The sequence below is a fragment of the Moorena sp. SIO4A1 genome, from assembly GCF_010672065.1.
Classification (GTDB): domain Bacteria; phylum Cyanobacteriota; class Cyanobacteriia; order Cyanobacteriales; family Coleofasciculaceae; genus Moorena.
Genome location: NZ_JAAHHX010000003.1, coordinates 99,309 through 118,284, shown reverse-complemented (window position 1 = coordinate 118,284; position 18,976 = coordinate 99,309). Strand labels below are relative to the sequence as shown.

The 18,976-nt window shown below is 45.1% G+C and carries 13 protein-coding genes and 2 pseudogenes; 6 read left to right on the top strand and 9 right to left on the bottom strand.

Going from position 1 to position 18,976, the window contains the following annotated elements; genetic code table 11:
* Positions 1-499 precede the first annotated feature (499 nt).
* Positions 500-643, top strand: coding sequence for a hypothetical protein (locus F6K53_RS03635; protein ID WP_293021347.1), 144 nt, complete (start codon positions 500-502; stop codon positions 641-643).
* Here F6K53_RS03635 and dnaA read toward each other — a convergent pair.
* Positions 628-2,010: a chromosomal replication initiator protein DnaA gene (dnaA, locus tag F6K53_RS03630; protein WP_293045834.1), complete on the bottom strand. Its 1,383-nt coding sequence runs from the start codon at positions 2,008-2,010 to the stop codon at positions 628-630. The two genes, F6K53_RS03635 and dnaA, sit on opposite strands and share 16 nt — an antisense overlap.
* Before the next feature lie 240 nt (positions 2,011-2,250).
* Here dnaA and def point away from each other — a divergent pair, with 240 nt between their 5' ends.
* The 3 genes from def to F6K53_RS03615 all read left to right on the top strand — a co-directional run bounded on the left by def (position 2,251) and on the right by F6K53_RS03615 (position 3,852).
* On the top strand, positions 2,251-2,784 hold the full coding sequence (def, locus tag F6K53_RS03625; protein ID WP_293072408.1) for a peptide deformylase: 534 nt from the start codon (positions 2,251-2,253) through the stop codon (positions 2,782-2,784).
* Positions 2,785-3,148: 364 nt separating this feature from the next.
* Complete coding sequence (locus tag F6K53_RS03620; RefSeq protein WP_293021351.1) at positions 3,149-3,517, top strand: type II toxin-antitoxin system RelE/ParE family toxin; 369 nt, start codon at positions 3,149-3,151, stop codon at positions 3,515-3,517.
* An 11-nt stretch (positions 3,518-3,528) separates the two neighbouring features.
* Positions 3,529-3,852 carry a helix-turn-helix transcriptional regulator gene (locus tag F6K53_RS03615; RefSeq protein WP_293072406.1) on the top strand — a complete coding sequence of 108 codons (324 nt, stop codon included), beginning with the start codon at positions 3,529-3,531 and terminating at the stop codon, positions 3,850-3,852.
* 111 nt (positions 3,853-3,963) lie between these two features.
* Here F6K53_RS03615 and argS read toward each other — a convergent pair.
* The 4 genes and pseudogenes from argS to F6K53_RS03595 all read right to left on the bottom strand — a co-directional run.
* Positions 3,964-4,500, bottom strand: a pseudogene (gene argS, locus F6K53_RS03610) (arginine--tRNA ligase); the annotation flags it as partial.
* 399 nt (positions 4,501-4,899) lie between these two features.
* Positions 4,900-6,534 carry an ABC transporter permease subunit gene (locus tag F6K53_RS03605; RefSeq protein WP_293070279.1) on the bottom strand — a complete coding sequence of 545 codons (1,635 nt, stop codon included), beginning with the start codon at positions 6,532-6,534 and terminating at the stop codon, positions 4,900-4,902.
* A 385-nt stretch (positions 6,535-6,919) separates the two neighbouring features.
* Entirely contained in the window at positions 6,920-7,687 is a 768-nt protein-coding gene (locus F6K53_RS03600; RefSeq protein ID WP_293021574.1) for an ATP-binding cassette domain-containing protein, read from the bottom strand.
* Positions 7,688-7,971: 284 nt separating this feature from the next.
* Entirely contained in the window at positions 7,972-8,892 is a 921-nt protein-coding gene (locus tag F6K53_RS03595; RefSeq protein ID WP_070391728.1) for a putative selenate ABC transporter substrate-binding protein, read from the bottom strand.
* Positions 8,893-9,191: 299 nt separating this feature from the next.
* Between F6K53_RS03595 and selD the strand changes: the two genes are divergently transcribed.
* Positions 9,192-11,525 carry a selenide, water dikinase SelD gene (gene selD / locus F6K53_RS03590; RefSeq protein WP_293026121.1) on the top strand — a complete coding sequence of 778 codons (2,334 nt, stop codon included), beginning with the start codon at positions 9,192-9,194 and terminating at the stop codon, positions 11,523-11,525.
* 254 nt (positions 11,526-11,779) lie between these two features.
* On the opposite strand, the gene F6K53_RS03585 is transcribed toward selD, so the two are convergent.
* The 4 genes and pseudogenes from F6K53_RS03585 to F6K53_RS03570 all read right to left on the bottom strand — a co-directional run bounded on the left by F6K53_RS03585 (position 11,780) and on the right by F6K53_RS03570 (position 17,315).
* Positions 11,780-12,454, bottom strand: a complete 675-nt coding sequence (locus F6K53_RS03585; protein WP_293043618.1) for a LamG domain-containing protein — start codon at positions 12,452-12,454, stop codon at positions 11,780-11,782.
* A gap of 54 nt (positions 12,455-12,508) precedes the next feature.
* Positions 12,509-13,483: pseudogene (locus F6K53_RS03580) on the bottom strand (family 2B encapsulin nanocompartment shell protein); the annotation flags it as partial.
* A 144-nt stretch (positions 13,484-13,627) separates the two neighbouring features.
* The gene (locus tag F6K53_RS03575; RefSeq protein WP_293070285.1) at positions 13,628-14,857 is read right to left on the bottom strand and encodes a cysteine desulfurase; all 1,230 of its coding nucleotides are present in this window, start codon (positions 14,855-14,857) and stop codon (positions 13,628-13,630) included.
* A gap of 1,480 nt (positions 14,858-16,337) precedes the next feature.
* Entirely contained in the window at positions 16,338-17,315 is a 978-nt protein-coding gene (locus tag F6K53_RS03570; protein WP_293026123.1) for a family 2A encapsulin nanocompartment shell protein, read from the bottom strand.
* Between the two features lie 416 nt (positions 17,316-17,731).
* Here F6K53_RS03570 and F6K53_RS45690 point away from each other — a divergent pair, with 416 nt between their 5' ends.
* Positions 17,732-17,968, top strand: a complete 237-nt coding sequence (locus tag F6K53_RS45690; protein WP_364303623.1) for a M protein trans-acting positive regulator PRD domain-containing protein — start codon at positions 17,732-17,734, stop codon at positions 17,966-17,968.
* Positions 17,969-18,976: the final 1,008 nt, after the last annotated feature.

The window sequence follows — 18,976 nt, the reverse complement described above, 5'->3', positions numbered from 1 at the left end:
AATCTTTGTACAAAACCACCTCAAAAACCTAAGCATTCAGCGGTCAGTAGTCAGCAGTCAGTAGTCAGCAGTCAGTAGTCAGCGGTCAGTGGTCAGCGGTCAGTAGTCAGCGGTCAGTGGTCAGCCTTTAGCCATCAGTAGTCAGCTTTTAGCTGATAGCACCTCAAGTAGCGTGGCACAGGCTTCTAGCCTGTGAAGCATTAGCTTATAACTGATAACTGATAGCTGATAGCTGATAGCTGATAGCTGATAGCTTATAACTGATAACTGATAGCTGATAACTGATAGCTGATAGCTGATAGCTGATAGCTGAATACTAATTGAGTTAGCAAACCATTTGTGGAAAAAGTTGTGGAAAAATTCGGTGATTTTTCCACAGAGCATTTATACTCAGAAGCCATATATTATAGCAGTAAACTCGATCATAGCATCAAGCTCAAGCCGTTAATTAACAAACTTTAATTAACAAACTTTAATTAAAATAGCGGTTTCTAGCCTAATGAGGTACAGAGTATTTTGTCCCTGTTCCCGATTCCCGATTCCCGATTCCCGATTCCCTACTCCCTGCTCCCAAAAAGCTAGGAAAAAAGTACCTCAAACGTCGCTGATAATTGCTATAAACAGGCTTTATGTTTGGTTTTGACTCCTAGCTGTCAGATTTATGCGATCGCTTAACTGAGAAAGTTTCTGAGCTAACTCATCATCTTTTTCCCGCAGCTGAGTAATTTTATCGCAGCTGTACATGACTGTCGTGTGGTCTTTGCCCCCAAATTCTTCCCCAATGCGGGGTAGGCTCAATTCTGTATGCTGCCTCATCAGATACATCCCAATTTGCCTAGCCCAACTAATTTCTCGCCTCCGAGAGCTACTTTTTAAGTCTTCCACTGAAAGATTAAACGTATTAGATATAGTACTTAAAATAACCTCAGGAGAAGCCTGAATCTTCTTGGTTGGTGGGTTCAAAATCGGTGCAATATTTTCCACATTCATCGCTAACCCCGAAATCGATACATAAGTCACAGCCCTAGTCAAAGCTCCCTCTAGTTCTCTAATGTTAGAGGTGTAGCTAGCAGCAATGTACTCAACCACGTCATGGGGTAGACGTATATTTTCGTCCTCTGCCTTTTTTTGCAAGATAGCCATCCTGGTTTCCAAATCTGGTGGCTGAATATCAGCGATTAACCCCATAGAAAAGCGGGAACAAAGGCGTTCTTGCAAGCTATTAATCTGATTAGGAGGACGGTCTGATGCCAAGACAATTTGTTTACCAGCTTCGTGCAAAGTATTGAAGGTGTGGAAAAACTCTTCCTGAGTATATTCCTTACCTTCAATAAACTGAATATCGTCTACCAAAAGTACCTCCGCTGTCCGATAATGTTCCCGGAAACTTTGGATACTATCCTCGCGAATAGCAGAAATTAAATCATTAGTGAACTGCTCAGTAGAAACATAAAAAATTTTAGAGTCTGGGTTATTCTCCAAGCGGTAATGACCAATTGCCTGCATCAAATGAGTTTTGCCTAAACCAACACCACCACAAAGAAACAGAGGGTTAAACTCTCGTCCTGGATACTCCCCTACCGCCAGAGATGCAGCATGAGCCATGCGATTATTAGGACCAACCACAAAGCGAGAGAAAACATGCTTAGGATTTAACTTAGCGCGTCTTGGCTGGTTTTTAAAGGTATTTTCGGAATGATTAGTGGCTACCGGAAATGACCAGGAAAAGTCAGGATCACCAGTAATTGAGTTATTGTCTCCTGTAGCCGTTGTGAAGTGAATTTCCACTCGTTGACCTAAAATATCTTCCACGACATCAGCAATTGTTTTAACGTAATACTTCTGCAACCAATTTCTGGAAAAGGGATTGGCAGTGCGAATCAGCAAACAGTTATTGTCAAGCTGTTGAGCACTAGTTGTCTTGAGCCAAGTTTCAAAGGTGGGCTGACTCAGTTGTAGTTTGAGACGTTCTAATACCTGAATCCATAGTTGTTCTGGGGAAATTTTCACTGTTTTTTCTCTACCGTAGTCAATTTTTTTTAAGCTAGATGTGATGAGCCACAGCCCAGACCAAGGGCATATAAATTCCTACGGTGCGCGTTCACGCTTAGCTTTTAAAAAGCGCGGGGTCGCACCGCTTTCCTATATCCCACCACCCAAAAATTTTTACCAATTTTTAATATATAAAGGTACTGTTTGAGCATTTGATCGAATAAGCTTGACGGATATAGACGTTTGGCTTTTACTATGGTGAGTGAAACACTACAAATTGCTCAGTTAGGCAACCCGATTTTACGGCAGCATACTCAGCGAGTACATAATTTGCTCGATGAACGCCTTCAACAACTGATTGATCAGCTCATAGCAACTGCTACAGCAGCCAATGGCGTTGGCATTGCAGCACCCCAAGTATCTCAATCCTATCGTTTGTTTATAGTAGCGTCTCGTCCGAATTTAAGGTATCCCCACGCACCGTTGATGGAAGCAACGGCTATGATTAATCCTGGCATTATTAGTCATGACACTGACATGGTTAAGGACTGGGAGGGGTGTCTGAGTATTCCCGGCATTCGAGGGTTAGTACCCAGGTATAGTCGAATTGAGGTGGAGTATACTAATCGGTATGGTCAGTATCAGCGGCAACAATTAACAGACTTTGTAGCCAGGATATTTCAGCATGAATATGACCATCTTGAGGGAATTGTATTTTTAGACAGAGTGGAGAGTACCCAAGAGATGATGACTGAGGAAGAATATCAGAAGCAGATTATCAATAACTTATAGCAATTGTCAAATCCTTTAGTCACTAATTTTCAAATCGCTACAATCCATTCATACTGGACAGTGCGAAGTTCTGTGGTCGGTTGAGTGGTTGAATTACCCCTAAGACAAGAACACCCCGATCGCGCCTAGGGACGAGAATGTTCCAAACTGGCTGAATCAGCAAAACTCAGCCAGTTAGAGTATGGCTCTATATCGTCGAGTCGAGCAAATCATTAGTTGAACTGCGCCCTATGTTTGCAGGTTTTGCCACCTTCGAGTGGTTTGTGTTGCTGCTATGGGGAGTGATCTTATACACCCTGTTCATTGTAGAAACCGATAATTAGGACACTAGTAATTAGCATGCTATAATTGGCATATTTATCACATGGATGTGTCCTTAAAACCTGTAGAGTGGGTTGGCAGTTCCTTGGAAGATTTGAAAAAATTTCCCTCAGAAGTTCAGCAAGTGATGGGTTATGCCTTGTACTTAGCTCAATGTGGAGACAAACATCCCGGTGCTAAACCCCTCAAAGGATTCAAAGGTGCTGGTGTACTCGAAGTTATTGACAACTTTGATGGAGACACTTATCGGGGTGTATACACCGTAAAACTCCAAGGTGTAGTGTATGTTCTGCATACATTTCAAAAGAAATCAAAGCAAGGTATCGCCACACCCAAGCAAGAGCTGGAATTAATTGAAGCCAGGTTAAAAAGAGCCAGAGAACATTACTCACAACATTACACTCACGAGTAGAGGTAGTAATTATGGTCAAAGAAATTGAAGTACAAGCTAGTAGTGGTAATGTGTTTGCCGATTTAGGTTTAGAAAACTCTGACGAATTAATCGTTAAAGCAGAACTGGCTCGTAAGATTAGTAGTATTATTTCCAACCAGGGTATGACACAAGCTGCGGCGGCAAAGGTTTTAGGAGTAGATCAGCCCAAAGTTTCCGCACTTATCAATGGTAAGTTGGCGGGTTTTTCAATTGTGCGGCTGTTTCGCTTCTTAAACGCTTTGGGTCAAGATGTGGAAATTGTGGTCAAAACCAAACCATTATCTCACCCTGTGGCTCGAACACTAGTGTCGTGAACTTGCTGATGCTGAAGCAGAGTTATTCAGATAGTTGTCCTAATAAAGATGTACGTAAGTATTAAGCTATCAGCCTTTGACCTTGGCTGATAGCTGAGATAGTTAACTGTACTACATCCGCTCCAGTACCTGGATTCCCAGTAAAGACAATCCCAGTTTGAGAGTTCTAGCAGTCAAATCACATAGCAGCAGACGGGATGTCCGCTTGGGTTCTTCGGCTTTCAGTACAGGGCATTGGTCATAGAATTGATTAAACTTCTGGCTCAGTTCAAATAAATACTGACAAAGGCGATTCGGCATCAACTCTTTCTCAACTTCACCAAGAACCTGATTCAGTTGCAATAACTTCTTCCCTAGCACCAATTCTGCGTTTTCTTGCAACAAAATTTTGGCATCGGTTCCCAGTTGCTCAAAATCAATCTCCCCTTTGCGGCTAATTCCTTGAATCCGGACATAGGCATAAAGCATATATGGTGCCGTATTGCCCTGGAGTGCCAACATCTTATCAAAGCTGAATATATAGTTACTGGTACGATTTTGACTAAGGTCAGCATACTTAACTGCACTCATGCCTACGACTTTGGCAACATGCTCTTTAAATTCCTCAGTTTCCTCCCGACCTTCTTGCTTCAGTCTCGATTCTAAATCAGCACAACCTAGTTTTCACCGAGTTATCCATCTCAATACGCTCCTTTGGGTGGGAACTTGGCCTGAATCCTGACCGTGGAAAGGCTCTTACCCCTTTCGCTTCTATGAGCGCCTTCATCGGTCGCCCCTTGATTGTAAGCATAGCAAAACTAAGGCTTTCAAGAAACTCCTGGTCGAGATGCCAGGATCGCCTAGAAAGATTTGTGGCAGGCTTGACTCCAATTGCTGATGACCACTTCTCCCTCAGGCAACAATAAATTGCACCTTGACTGTTTTATGCGGGTTTATCCTGATTTATGACGGTTTAAGAGTATCTCTACAGTTCAAACTTCCTTCGGCAAATAGGTACATCATCCTGTTATTGTGCAACACCAGTAAGGCAGAAGCATAATCCCATTACTAATTTAGAGATTTATGAGGAGTTATCGATTCTCTAGCGGCAGCACTCACCCAATCAACGAAAAAAGTCAAAAAGACAAAACAAACCAGCGTCACGCCCACACTGCGATAATCAAAGCTGCTCAGTTGTTCGGTCAACAACACCCCTAATCCTCCAGCCCCAACTAATCCTACAATGACTGTCTCCCGCATACATACCTCCCAGCGATAGAAAATATAAGCCAGAAAACGAGGTAAATTCATCGGGAATATCCCATAGAGAAACAAGAGTGCTCCTGGAGTTCCTTGTGCTTTTAAGGCTTCTAAGGGAGGCTTTTCCAAATTTTCATTGATTTCTGCCATCAACCTGCCAAGGATGCCAAGATTATGCAATCCTAGGGCGATCGCACCAGGTAACACTCCCGGAAACATGACAAACATCACCACTAATGCCCAAATTGGGGCAGGAATAGCTCTGCCAAACATTAGTATGATCCTGGTGAATACTAGGATAGACCAGCCTTGTAAGGCAGCTAATCGGGAAGCTTTTGGACTGGGATTGAGCAATCCCCCTGGTAGCAAAAAATTATGGGCTGCCGGAAAAGACAGAACAATCCCTACAAGACCAGAACCAGCACTGGCCAGGACAGACATAACTAGAGTTTGTAGTGATAACTTCCACAGCTGCGACAAGGGCACAGCCTTAAAATCGAGGGGAAATGATGCTTGGGCAATGTCACCCAAGAGTTTTTGAGTTCGGGGAGACCAAAACTTGCTCACATCAGGACTGACATACAAAAACCCCAAACAGCACAAGGCCACTAAAATTAAAACTACTGTCAAATTAATCCGGCGGCGCAAGATGACACTACTGATGTCAATTACAGCACTTAATAAAACTAGGGCATAGAAAAATGTCCATAGTTGTTCGTAACGCAGAGACTGTAAACTCAGCAAGATCTCATAGCCCAACCCACCAGCCCCAACCAGCCCCAGTACAGTAGCTGAACGAATGGAACACTCAAAGCGATAGAGGGTGTAGGACAGGAGATTTGAAAAGGCTTGCGGAATGATACTGTAAAGAAAGGCCATCAAGGGGGACACGCCACTACTGAGTAATGCCATCAAAGCACCCCGGGGCGTTTCATCCAGAATTTCTGAGAAGACCTTCGCGACTATTGCCCCATAGGGAATGGCGATGGCCATAATGGCCGCCAGAGGATCTAAACCCCAGATACTGACAAAAAAAATGCCCCAGATCATCTCATGAATTGCTCTGGGGAAGGCCAGCAGTCCCCGAATTCCCAGCCAGATGGGTTGTCGCAGAGTCCAGTGAGGCAAGACTGTCAACCACCAAACCTGGGAGGTGATAACTCCTGCCACCACGCCGAGCAAGATACTCAGAAAAGTGCCACAGGCGGCATAAGCTAGGGTCGTGAGGGTAGCCTTCAGGGTCAGCTGCAGAAACTCAGGACTCACTTCGGGGTGCCAACTCGCCCGCAAGAATCGCAATAGTTGGTAAAATCCTCCCACATTAACAAGATCTTGCTCAAAGATACCAGCTTTAACAACCGCCATCCCGATAAAAATGACAAAACAAATTGCCCACAGCAGGCTGCGATTCAGTAATGGTGGACGAGATAAACTTTGAGTCATCTAAGTTATTGCAACGGATTTTAATAGTATTTTGCTTTCAAGGGAACAGGGAACATAAAACGGGTAACAGGGAACACAAATATAGATTTATATAATACCATAACACCCGAAAAATAGAGGTTAATAGACGAAACAAACGAAATAAATGGTAGTGTAAATATGTAATAAATTAGCTTGACTGTAGTCAAAATTTATGCAATTAATATAACTAATTTGGTCACGCTAATATCGTTTATAAAATTATTTTTTAAAAATGATAATTTTTCACACGTTTAATTTTATTTATTTGACTCGATTAAAGATTATTTGGAGATTTCTAATGTGTCTTAAACTTTACTTCGAATGCTATATAAGTTTAGACGGAAATGTTCCTAAAAATTTCAAACTATACATTCATCAGATCAGTCTCTGTAGCATATAATTTGTCGATCATGCTCTGAGACAAAACCCCTGGAGGAACATCAAAGACAATCTTTCCCCGTTGCAATCCCACCAAGCGATCGCAATGACTGCAGGCGAATTCGATAGAATGCAGACTAGTTACTAATGTCTTTCCCCCGGTTTCACTTATCTCCTTTAGCAAATCCATAATTTCCCGACTCATTTGCCTGTCCAGGTTAGAAATCGGTTCATCAGCAAGAATCACGTCAGGATTTTGCACCAGCACTCTAGCTAAGGCAACCCGTTGTTGCTGTCCTCCAGACAGTTCCTCGGTTGGTGCATAAAGCTTTTCGGGAATTCCTACCTGATCTAAAGCCTTGAGAGCAGTGTCTACCTCTTGGGGAAACAATAAAGAAATAAGAGCTTTCATCAATGACCAGCGTCCTAAATGACCGGCATTAACGTTATGAATCACCCGGAGGTTATTGACTAGATTGAACTGTTGGTAAACGGTGCCAAGGCGACGCTGCACCTGACGCAATTGGCGCGGGGAGATTCTAGCTAGATTACGACCTAAGACCCAGACTTCTCCTTGACTGGGGAGTAAGATGCCATTGAGCAGGCGCATCAAGGTACTTTTACCTGCACCACTCGCCCCCACTAGGGCAACTCGTTCCCCAGGATAAATCTTGAGGTTAAGGTTAGTCAATGCCCGAAACTGGCCAAATTGCTGGGATACCTGTTTGAGTTCAAAGATAGGAATTTTAGTCATTGGTGATTAGTGATAAGCTCTTCAGCATTTGGCGTTGCTTAATATTGGAATGATTTTAAAAGTTTTTAGGTGCGCTTTCCGCATCTAATTATTAAATTCGCCACGGGTCGCACCTGTGGAATGGGCATCTTGCCTGTTCGGCGATCTTTTCTGGCTGGCAGGATGCCCACCCTACTCCTATTCAGCGCGAAGACTGACGCAACGCCACCTAAATTGCTCAAAGGTAACAGGGAACAGCGGATAAAGGAACGGGGAATAGCCAATTTAAATGTAGATCAGCTTATTTACTTAATCTTGCCAATTTTCCGTCCAATTTTCTCAATTTGGGCATAGTTGTCATTTTTTGTAGAAATAAATTTAGTAGCTCCAAATAAGTCAAGAATTTCTTTTTGCTCGGGAACATTAGGATCTAGCTTTAACAAGGCGGCTTGAACCCGCTCGACAAAATCATCCCCGTAGCGTTCTTTGACTTTAGGATTAATCACCCAGTGATAATCATAGTAAGCTGGAGTTCGCCAAATCAACTCTACTTTTTTTAAGTCCACATTCCCAGCTGCAACGCGACTCTTCCAGACCTGTTCGTTCAAGGCTCCTACCTTGTAGCTCCCTGCCTCAACCAATTGAATGGTGGCATCGTGGGATTTGGAAAACCCAACTTCACCTTTAAAATCGTCTAAGGTTACCCCTGCTTGTTCGAGAAAATACTGGGGCATCAAGCGTCCAGAGGTAGATGACTCACTGCCAAAAGTTAAGGTATGACCTTTCAAAACTTTTAAATCTTTAATATCCTTAATGGGTTTGAGCCCGCTGCTTTTATTGGCGATAAAAACGGTGTGAAATTCAGCATCAATATCCCGTTGAGCGATCGCTTCAGCCTCTTCTACCTGTAACCGTGCTTGAACCCCAGTCAGTCCACCAAACCAGACCAGATCCAAGTCCCCCACCCGAAAAGCTGTTACCGCTGCTGCATAGTCAATCACAGGCTTGTATTCTACCGGAACCTTTAATTCTGCTTCTAGGTAAGCTGCAAGCTTGCCGTAGAGTCGCTGTAACTTTTCAGGATCTTGATCGGGGATTGCTCCAGTGGTAAAAGATTGAACCTGAGCCCCATTTCCAGACGAGGATGTAGAATCGGAGCTAGGGGAACAGGCAGTAACCGGTAGTAATAGGACTAAAAGAAAACCTAGTAAGATTTTTTTGTTCATTGTTTTCTTCCTTGATCATCAAACTGTGAAGATTATACTTTGGCTAAGGTAAAAATTGAATTTTTTTTATCCCAGATTTCGCCGATCAAGTTGTAGTATTAAAGTAATACGCTAATAATTCTGTGTAGCTTGGCGATTTTTTTTCCCTATAAATAGTTAATTTGGCGCTATCGATGTTTGATCAGCCACAGATAAAGCCTGATTATTACCTATGACACTGTCAAGTCTGGGATGTGGGTTTTATTGAAGCAAAATTAGATAAACTGAAGACAGCTTTTTCAATTTTTTCAACGGGTCTCATGCAGCCAGCTCCTCAACCGATCACCACAGATTTAGTCTTAGTTGGTGGTGGTCACAGCCATGCGATCGCTCTCAAAAAGTTTGCCATGAAACCTCTGCCTGGTGTCCGTATAACCCTGATTACCGACAATGCCCACACCCCCTATTCGGGAATGCTACCAGGTCATGTTGCCGGTTTTTACACCTACGATGAAGCTCACATCGACTTGCGTCGTCTGGCGGTGTTTTCCAAAGCCCAGTTATATTTAGACCAAGCGATTGGTCTGGAGTTAACTGAAAAGAAAGTAATTTGTGCCAATCATCCCCCTGTTGCCTTTGATTATTTATCCATTGATATTGGCAGTACGCCAGCAAGGGTTGGAACACCTGGTGCAGCTAAGTATGCGATTCCTGCAAAACCGGTTCCCCTGTTTTTGGCAGCCTGGGAGCAAATCGCTGCCCAGGTGGAACACAATCCCATGGGCCCTCTCACCTTGGGTATTGTTGGGGGTGGAGCTGGTGGAGTAGAACTGGCCCTGAACATGCAAGCAAAATTGCATCAAATTTTAACCGATGCTGGTCAACCGACGGAGAAGTTACAAATTCATTTATTCCATCGAGGTACTCAACTGTTACCCCAGCACAATCGTTGGGTCCGGGGTCACTTAGAAAAAATTTTATTCCAACGAGGAATTAGAATCCATTTAAGGGAAGAAGTGAGTCAAATATCTGCTGATGCCGATCAATCCCAACCCCTCAAGGTGATCTGTGACTCTGGCTTAAAAGTTGAATGCCACCATGTCTTTTGGGTGACTCAAGCCTCGGCTCCCAGTTGGATTAAAGCCTCAGGACTAGCCACTGATGAGCGCGGGTTCATTCTCGTTGCCGATACCTTACAGTCGATTTCCCATCCCCATGTCTTTGCTACTGGAGATATTGCCACCATGCAAAACTACCAGCGGCCTAAAGCTGGGGTATTTGCTGTTCGTCAGGGAAAACCATTATTTGAAAACCTGCGACGGATTGTCTTAGGCCAAAAACTGCTCCCTTACCATCCCCAGGCTCGATATTTAAGTTTAATTGGCACGGGGGACAAACAAGCGATCGCTTCTTGGTCATTTTTGGAGTGGCGCTCACCGCTGCTGTGGCTATGGAAAGACCAAATTGACCGCAAATTCATGGATAAGTTTGACGATTTACCGTCAATGGAAGCGGAAGAACCAAGCAGTAGGGGAGATCAAGAGTCCAAAAGACAAGAAGACAATCTCTCCAGTTCCCTGTTGCCATCACCGATTAGCAAACCCAAAATGCACTGTGCAGGCTGTGGTTCAAAGGTGGGTAGTACAATCCTAGAAAAGGTGATCAAACGGCTGCCGATCATGGGAGGAGCCGATATTATGATTGGATTGGGGGACCCAGATGACGCAGCTGTTTTGCAAGTGCCAGCCGGTCAACTGCTGGTACAGACAGTCGATTATTTTCGTAGCTTGATCGATGACCCCTATATCTTCGGTCAAGTTGCCAGCAATCACTGTTTGAGTGACATTTTTGCCATGGGAGCAACCCCTCAAAGTGCCTTAGCCATCGTCACCATTCCCTACGGGACAGACGAAAAGATCGAGGAAACCCTCTATCAATTGATGTCGGGAGCCAATAAAATCCTCCAAGACTGTCAGAGTCCCTTAATTGGTGGTCACACCACTGAAGGCGCGGAATTAGCCTTTGGTCTGTCCTGCAACGGGCTAGTTAATCCCGACCAACTTTTGCGCAAAAGTGGGATGAAACCTGGGCAAGTGTTGATGCTAACCAAAGCTATTGGTACAGGAACACTGTTTGCAGCTGATATGCGCTACCAAGCTAAAGGTCGCTGGATTGAGCAGGCCCTTGAATCCATGTTGCTCTCCAATCAAACTGCTGCCCAAGTCCTTCTTGAATCCGGCGCAACAGCCTGCACTGACATTACTGGATTTGGGCTGTTCGGACACCTTTTAGATATGGTAAAAGCCTCCCAAGTGGGAGTTGAATTAGACTTAGATGCCATACCGATTTTGCCAGGAGCCATAGAAACCGTGGAAGCAGGAATTACCAGTTCCCTACACCCTCAAAATTTACGACTAGCCATCTACATCAATAATGCTACCCAGGTTGGTGATTTAGCCAAATACCAGTTGTTATTTGACCCTCAAACCTCTGGTGGACTCCTGGCTGCTATTCCAGCTGAAAACGTTGATGAATGTATCAAGAAGTTGAAAACATTTGGCCACAAACAAAGCTCCTTGATTGGTAGGGTTATTCCTGCTCCGGAAACTATGCCAATTACCCTGAGGAATGTAGAATTGGGAATTGAGAATTGAGAATTGAGAATTGAGAATTGAGAATGCAGTATTGGGCATCTTGCCTGTCCTTAGTTCTTTGTGGAATGGGCGTCTCGCCCGTCCAAAACATGCAAGTTAAATGTCGAACAGCTTAGGTGGGCAAAAATGGGCGATTTATCAGTCTAATCCTTAAAGATATTCATTTTGCCCACCCTACTAGCTTTGATTACTTGTGGGATAGACATTTTACCTGTCCTTGCCCACCCTACTAGCTCTGCTTTTGCAGATTTTGTTCAAAGCTGTAAATCATCAGCAGTCCCCCAAGTTGCACCATTAATTGTGCCATTGTTACCATGACTTGTACGATCAGAAACGGTATTGCCACTCCCTTCGTTCAAAGGCCAATATCCCTCTAGTCCTGGTTCATTCCCGATCAAACGGCGGGATATATCCTTTTGGATTTCTGCCTGAGTACGAGTCACTCCCCAAAGCCTAACTTCAGCAATCTTACCCTTAAAAAGATGGGTTTCATTGTTATCGTTATATCTGCCAATTGCTAAATCATTTTCGGGCTTGTAATCAATACCAGAAGATTCTAGAGCTCGATTTGCTTTTTCTACTCCATCTACATAGACCTTCATTTCTTTACCATCGTAAGTTCCAGCAATATGATGCCATTGATTTAATGTAAGGCTATTGCTTTTACTATTCAAATAAATAATTTTTTGAGATGAGGTTTTCAAAGCAAAAAATATCCCGCTTTTCCCATTGAGTAAGAGACCGTATCCACTCTTAGCAGCACCTGTATCAAAAACATTGGAAATAATACCAGCCTCTCTAACTTGGGCTTCACAATAAACCCAAGCTTCTAGGGTGATCTCTTTGGCAATTTTAAATTCAGGCTGATTTCCCAAATCGATATAATCATCCTGACCATCAAACGTGAGAACGGCCTGTTTGGATGACACATTGGAAGACACAGAAGATGCCGAGGGTCTTTTCCTACTATTTGCATCTTCATCATAATAGCGACCAGTATCTACATTTTCTAGTACCCCCAAAGCATCGGGAACCAGCACGGCGGCGGAAAAGTAAAGGGTGACGAGGTAGGAGGCGATCGCTTTCTGGTCAATGCCCATCAACCGCACAGAGACACCTGGAATCTCTTCATGTTCGCCAATCAAACCTGTTTTACGTAGCCCTACAACTCCTTGCTGCGCTTCACCCACGCGCATCAGCAGAATATTGGATTTGCCTTTGGCGTCCACAGCAAGTTTGTTACTGGCAATAATGGGAACTCCACGCCAGGTGATAAAGGGCGATCCAAACAAGTTCACTGTGGCTGGGGGAACCCCACGACGAGTGCATTCCCGACCAAAGGCGGCGATCGCCTTGGGGTGAGCCAAGAAAAAGGCTGGTTGTTTCCACACCTTAGCCAGGAGTTCATCAAAATCATCTGGGGTAGGGGGGCCTGTGCGCGTTGAGAGTCGCATGGAAGGATCCGCCCTGTGGAGTAACCCAAAGGCTCGGTCTGGATCACCATTGCCATCGTTGTTGACAATTTCCCATTCCTTGCGCTCCCTTAGCCCTTCAATAGTCAAGCGCAACTGCTCTTGCAACTGATCTCTGGCATTGCTGTAGAGGTCACTGACCCGGGTATGCACCCGCACAATCGTTTGAGCCACCCTTAACGGATATTCCGGCGGATCATCGTCGTAGTCAACAAAGGTTTGGGTGAGGGTGGGTTCCCCTTCGTGACAACTTAAGATGTCAATGTTCTTTTCTCCGTCATCGTTTGCGGCAAAACCCTCTGAAATCCTGACATCCCGTCGGTTGACACGGTAAGTCCCCCCTGATACTTCAACCCAAGGCAATAGCTGGAGCAACCAGCGTGGTGAAATGGCCCGCATTTGCGGCGGGGATTTGGTGGTACAGGCTAGTTTCTTGGCTGCACGAACACTTAAACTCTGTTGTGGCTGCTCCGATGTGTAAACCATGGGATGGGTTCTCTTAAACGATTAGGGTTTTTATATTGAGTTTTAAGCTCGCAACGCATCTAATTTGTATAAACAACAATCATCAGTTTCTTGTGGGATGGGCGAGATGCCCATCCGAAACATACAAGTTAAATACGCAACAGCTTAAGATAACTGGTGTTTTGCTTTTTTAATTGCTGCGATCAGCTTATCTACTTCTCCAAAGGTGTTGTAAAAGGCTAAGGATGGGCGCACAGTGCTAGTCAACCCAAACCGTTTCAGGGTGGGTTGGGCGCAATGATGTCCAGCACGTACGGCAATGCCTTCACTATCCAAGAATTTCCCCATATCCTCTGAAGAAATATTCTTAAGGGTAAACGACAACGTACTGACCTTATCCGGCGCTGTACCAATCTGGCGCAATCCTGGAATAGCTGCCATTGCCGCTGTGGCATAGGCCATCAATGCTTCTTCATGTTTAGCCGCCGCTTCAAAACCAATTTGATTGAGATAGTCAATGGCTGCCCCTAAACCTACAGCTGCTGCCAGGTTGCCGGTACCTGCTTCAAATTTAGCTGGAATGTCGTTAAAGGTGGTTTTTTCAAAGGAAACAGACTCAATCATGTTGCCACCGCCTTGCCAGGGGGGCATCTCTTTGAGTAAAGCTGCCTTGCCATAGAGAGCACCAATGCCAGTGGGGCCAAAGAGCTTGTGACCGGAGAAAACATAAAAGTCAGCCCCCAGGTCTTGAACATTGGTTCGGAAATGGGGAACCGATTGAGCCCCATCGACCACCACCGTAGCACCATGGCGATGAGCCATAGCTGCCATGGTTTTGATGGGCAGCACCGTTCCCAAGACATTGGAAACATGACTCAGAGCAACGATACGGGTGCGATCGCTGAGCAGTTTTTGATATTCCTCCAGTAGGATTTGCCCTTGATCACTAATAGGAGCAACCTTTAACACAGCTCCTTTCTCTTGGGCTAGCATCTGCCAGGGCACAATGTTAGAGTGGTGCTCTAAGGTAGTGAGCAAAATCTCATCCCCAGCTTTAACATGCTTGCGACCATAGGTTTGCGCCACCAGATTAATCCCTTCGGTCGTACCCCGTACAAAGACAATTTCCTTGGCTAAACTTGCGCCCAGAAACCGTTGAATTTTCTCCCGAGCGTCTTCGTAGGCATTGGTAGAGCGCGCCGCTAGGGTATGAGCCCCTCGGTGTACATTGGAATTATCCTGCTCGTAGAACTGGGATAGAGTATCGATCACGCTCTGGGGTTTTTGACTGGTGGCCGCATTATCCATCCAGATCAGTGGCTTGCCATGAACCTGCTGGTGCAGAATTGGGAAGTCTCGCCGTACCGCTTCCACATCAAAGCCATCCTGGGGCAGTTGCGAGGTTTGTTGCTCAGTGGAAGGCTTGGATGAAGTTGACTCCGCCGGTTTTGAGTCTGGCAAAAAGTAAAACTTAGGTGTGCTTCCAGGGGGCAGGGGCACCGCTGCTGGAGGTTCGGTTAGAGACTGATGCAGATCTGCTTCACTCAGAGGAATGCGACCAACCCCTTCCTCTAAAATGCTCAGGAACTCGGCACCGGGTAGCATCTCAACCTGAGGTAGAGCCTCGCTGGTGCTCCGTCCCCCAAGTTGTTTGAGGTTTTGGATTTCCCCTTCCCCTTGACCTTGTAGCTCACGGCTTTGGGTTTCTATTACCCCTCCGAGTTGTTCGGGAGCCACCATGTTGCTACCGGATGGGTCACCAGCAGGTAGCGTAGAGGCAGCAGAGGTCATGGTTGGAGACAGATTTGGCAAAAAGTAATAATCGGGGGAACTTTCATCAAATAAAGACGCAGGTTGGGAAGAAGCCGGTGTTTTCCCCTGGATATCAGGAGAGGATTGTTGGCCCACTGCACCAGCTTGTTCAGGGTTTAGCACCGTTTTAGCTTTTGGTTCAACCTCCGATCCTACCTGTTCAGGGTTCTGCAATGCTGTACTGGTAGATCCTGCTGCTCCCATCTGGTCTGAGCCAGATTGAGGGGAAGCTGGAAGAGCTGGTTCTGTTGGCAGAACGGCTGCCATGCCTTGCTCAAACAGACGCTGTAATTCGGCTGAGTCGGGTAGGAACTCGCTGAGGCTGAGATCCCCCATCCCTGTCATGCCATTGCCACTGCTTGGAGATTGACTGGGTACTTGACGCCCTTGCCGATTGGCTTCGGTAGCAGCAGTGCTGGGTGCAGTTGTGCTTTTGGTTGCTGCCTCACTGGTTTGAGTCGGAGACAAGTTGGGGGTTTGTGCTGAGGAGATCTCAGGCATTAAGGCAGAGCCAGAGGTATCCCCCTGAGGCACTGGCGTTAATGGGGCAGATGTGGGTGTTTTTCCCTGCAGATCAGGAGATTGCTGACTAGTTCCAGCCATCTGGTCTGGGGTTGACCCGCTGGACAGCTGCTGTTGAGCTTCAGCTCCCAATAGGTCTAGGCTCTCCAGACCAGACATAAGTGGTTGAGCCTCAGAGATGATTGGGTCTATTATTTGGCCTAGACCCTGTAGGCTGGACAGCTGCTGTTGGGCATCACAGAGCAATTGCTCTGAACTTTGCCCACTATTGGTCTGCTGGGGTTGAGTCTCTTGTTGCTTGGGACTCTGGCTGCTGGATTGAGCTTGAGCAGCCGCCACAGGTTGACTTGAACCCTGTCCAGTCAGCATTTGTGGTATCATGCCAGCTATTGCCTCTGGTGAGGTTAGCGGTTCGGGTAGCTGGGCAAAGAGCTGATTCAATATCTGATCTAACATTTGGGGATCGGATAGATCCCCTCCGAAAGAGCTTTCAAGGGGTTGACTGTTCTGAGGCGATGGGGAAAGATTTAAACCTTGTTGTTCAGTCATAATTATGGTAGGTCGTAATATCTACGTTCTCCAGAACGCCTAGGGCGTCGGGCACAAGGCAGGCTACGGAAAAATAGGTGGTAATCAGGTAAGTGGCAATCGCCTGGTCATTGATCCCCATTAAACGCACGGACACACCTGGCACTTGTTCTCCAGACACGCCAGTTTTGTGTAGACCCACCACCCCTTGGGCGGCTTCGCCAACTCGCATCAGCAGAATATTGGTTTTGCCCTCGTTTACCTTCAACTTATTACTGGGAACTACCGGAACCCCTCGCCAGGTGATATAGGGAGAACCAAATAGTTGAACGGTTGCAGGGGGAACACCCCGAAGCGTACATTCTCGGCCAAACGCAGCGATCGCTTGGGGGTGGGCTAAGAAAAATGCTGGCTGTTTCCAGACCTTTGTCAATAGTTCATCAAAGTCATCCGGTGTGGGTGGCCCAGTACGAGTGGAGATGCGCATAGATGGATCTGCGGCATGGACTAAGCCATAGGCTTTGTCGGGATCACCATCACCATCATGGTTAATAATGTCGTTTTCCTTACGTTCCATCAATCCTTCAACGGTGATGCGCAACTGCTCTCGCACCTGATCCGTGGCATTGCTGTAGAGATCACCGACTCGGGTATGAACCTTCAAGATTGTCTGGACAATACTCAGGGGATACTCCCGAGGTTCATCATCGTAGTCAACAAAGGTTTGGGTGACGCTGGGTTCGCCTTCGTGACCACTTAATATTTCAATGTTCTTTTCCCCATCATCGTTCGTGGGCATCTCTTCTGTAACTCTGATATCTCGGCGGTTCACCCGGTAAGTACCACCTGAAACCTCAACCCAAGGTAGAAGCTTGAGGAGTAAACGTGGGGTCTTCCCCCGCATTTGGGGCGCTGTTTTAGTCGTCGTCGCTAAATTACGCGCTGTTTGAGTACTTAAGCTTTGTTGCGGTTGGTCTGGTGTATAAACCATCTTTTAAATCCAAGCAGTACATTAATTTAATTCACCAGCATTAATATACTATATGCTGACGCGGATAGCAATTTAGAGTAAACAAATCTTGTCTCTTGTTAGGTAATCGGTAATATTTTTTAATTAACCATGGCTTATTGTGCTTGTTGACAATGGATTTTACAAATTCTATAGTGTTTATTGAATTACCAAAACACTATAGAATCAAATATTGCACAACTACAAAAAACTTAATAACGGCAGTGATAACAATCAATTTCAGTACTTAAATAGTCAAATATTATCACTTTTACCTGTTCGCCGTTCCCTGTTCCCTAGTTTGACAGGTAAAATTTTAACTTGGTGCAGTATCTAAGTATACTCAGCTCTTGTACCTGATCAGACAAAAATAAAAACCTAGCTCATTTAACCAATGCATAAGTATATCTAACCAGGGCTATTTCATTGTAGAAAATGCGCTCTTTGTTTATCTAGTCCAAACTGGCACCATCTTTGTGCCTAAGCTATATTTGAAAAGTAATCAGAATGAAAGATATTTAGAGCAAAGTTACGAGCAACGACAAAGATTTAAGGTAACTGATGCATCCAAATACGTGAAGCATTTCACCAACAAGCAGCATTTTCGACCTTGCTTGTCAGTCAATATAATATAAGGCATCTTGCTGGTTTTGTGTCAAAGACTTTGTGCAAAAATCCCACACTCACACTTGGCGGTAGGCCATGGGTGGTCGATCACGCTTGCAGATTTGGGGCTTTTTTTCCTGGAAGCTAAAAGCTGATCAGGTCATCGAGAATCCTAAGTAAGTTGATTTGACTATAACCAATCAGCCCTCTTAGGGAGTGAGCAAAGTGCGATGTTGAGTTTGCGATCGCATCAGGGTTTGTATACAGTTCTAAAAAGTGTCACATAGTCTAGCAATATCTCAAACTATTTGGTATACTTAAGGGAGGTTAGTGAACAGCACAAGAAAATGTCGCAGAGTCTACCAAAAACTCTTATTATTTGTTAAACTTAAGTTAGGGTAACACCGACAGGGATTATTATGTAACTTAAATTAAAGCCGAAAACCAAGGGTTTAATAGTTGCGCTCTCTATCCCGGTGTTATAACTTTTTTGACATTTTTATGGCGCTCGCGGGATATTCCGTCAGAGAAGCGCGGAGATACCCCCTGGATGTGAAAGCATCTTGCATTGGCGGATCAAAGTCTATCTTGGTAGACTTTGGTAGCTAAAAAGTATCGGAAACGATCACAAACCCATAAGTCACATACTCCTACACTGAACTCAAAGAGTCAGTTTAGGCTTCTTGCCAACTACACCCAGCGGTATCGACTTTCGCCGACGCTGCGCGAACGGATACCTAGGCTTGCTTGATTAACGACACGGTCAGAAGTTACCGCTAGAATAGGGCAGCCTTTATGGTTAGTCGGTTATGCGTAAAGGGTTAAAACTTTGAGGCGCGCTTTCCATGATTAAGGCTGCCCTATTCTAAGGTTTCCTCTCCGGGATGCCCCTACGCATGAAGTTACCGTAAGGATAGTGGAGCCTTAATCATAAAGTTGTAACCCTTTTCTGCATAGCCTGCTGACCATAAAGGATCCACTATCCTAAGGTTTCGTCTCTGAGCCGGAACAATACAAAAATTCGATTTTTTCGCGCT

Bases quoted from the DNA above. Each gene is read 5' to 3' on its own strand.
- F6K53_RS03600 (WP_293021574.1), bottom strand. From the start codon at position 7,687: ATGACTAAAATTCCTATCTTTGAACTCAAACAGGTATCCCAGCAATTT.
- F6K53_RS03620 (WP_293021351.1), top strand. From the start codon at position 3,149: ATGGATGTGTCCTTAAAACCTGTAGAGTGGGTTGGCAGTTCCTTGGAA.
- F6K53_RS03635 (WP_293021347.1), top strand. From the start codon at position 500: ATGAGGTACAGAGTATTTTGTCCCTGTTCCCGATTCCCGATTCCCGAT.
- F6K53_RS03595 (WP_070391728.1), bottom strand. From the start codon at position 8,892: ATGAACAAAAAAATCTTACTAGGTTTTCTTTTAGTCCTATTACTACCG.
- F6K53_RS03570 (WP_293026123.1), bottom strand. From the start codon at position 17,315: ATGGTTTATACACCAGACCAACCGCAACAAAGCTTAAGTACTCAAACA.
- F6K53_RS03605 (WP_293070279.1), bottom strand. From the start codon at position 6,534: ATGACTCAAAGTTTATCTCGTCCACCATTACTGAATCGCAGCCTGCTG.
- F6K53_RS03615 (WP_293072406.1), top strand. From the start codon at position 3,529: ATGGTCAAAGAAATTGAAGTACAAGCTAGTAGTGGTAATGTGTTTGCC.
- selD (WP_293026121.1), top strand. From the start codon at position 9,192: ATGCAGCCAGCTCCTCAACCGATCACCACAGATTTAGTCTTAGTTGGT.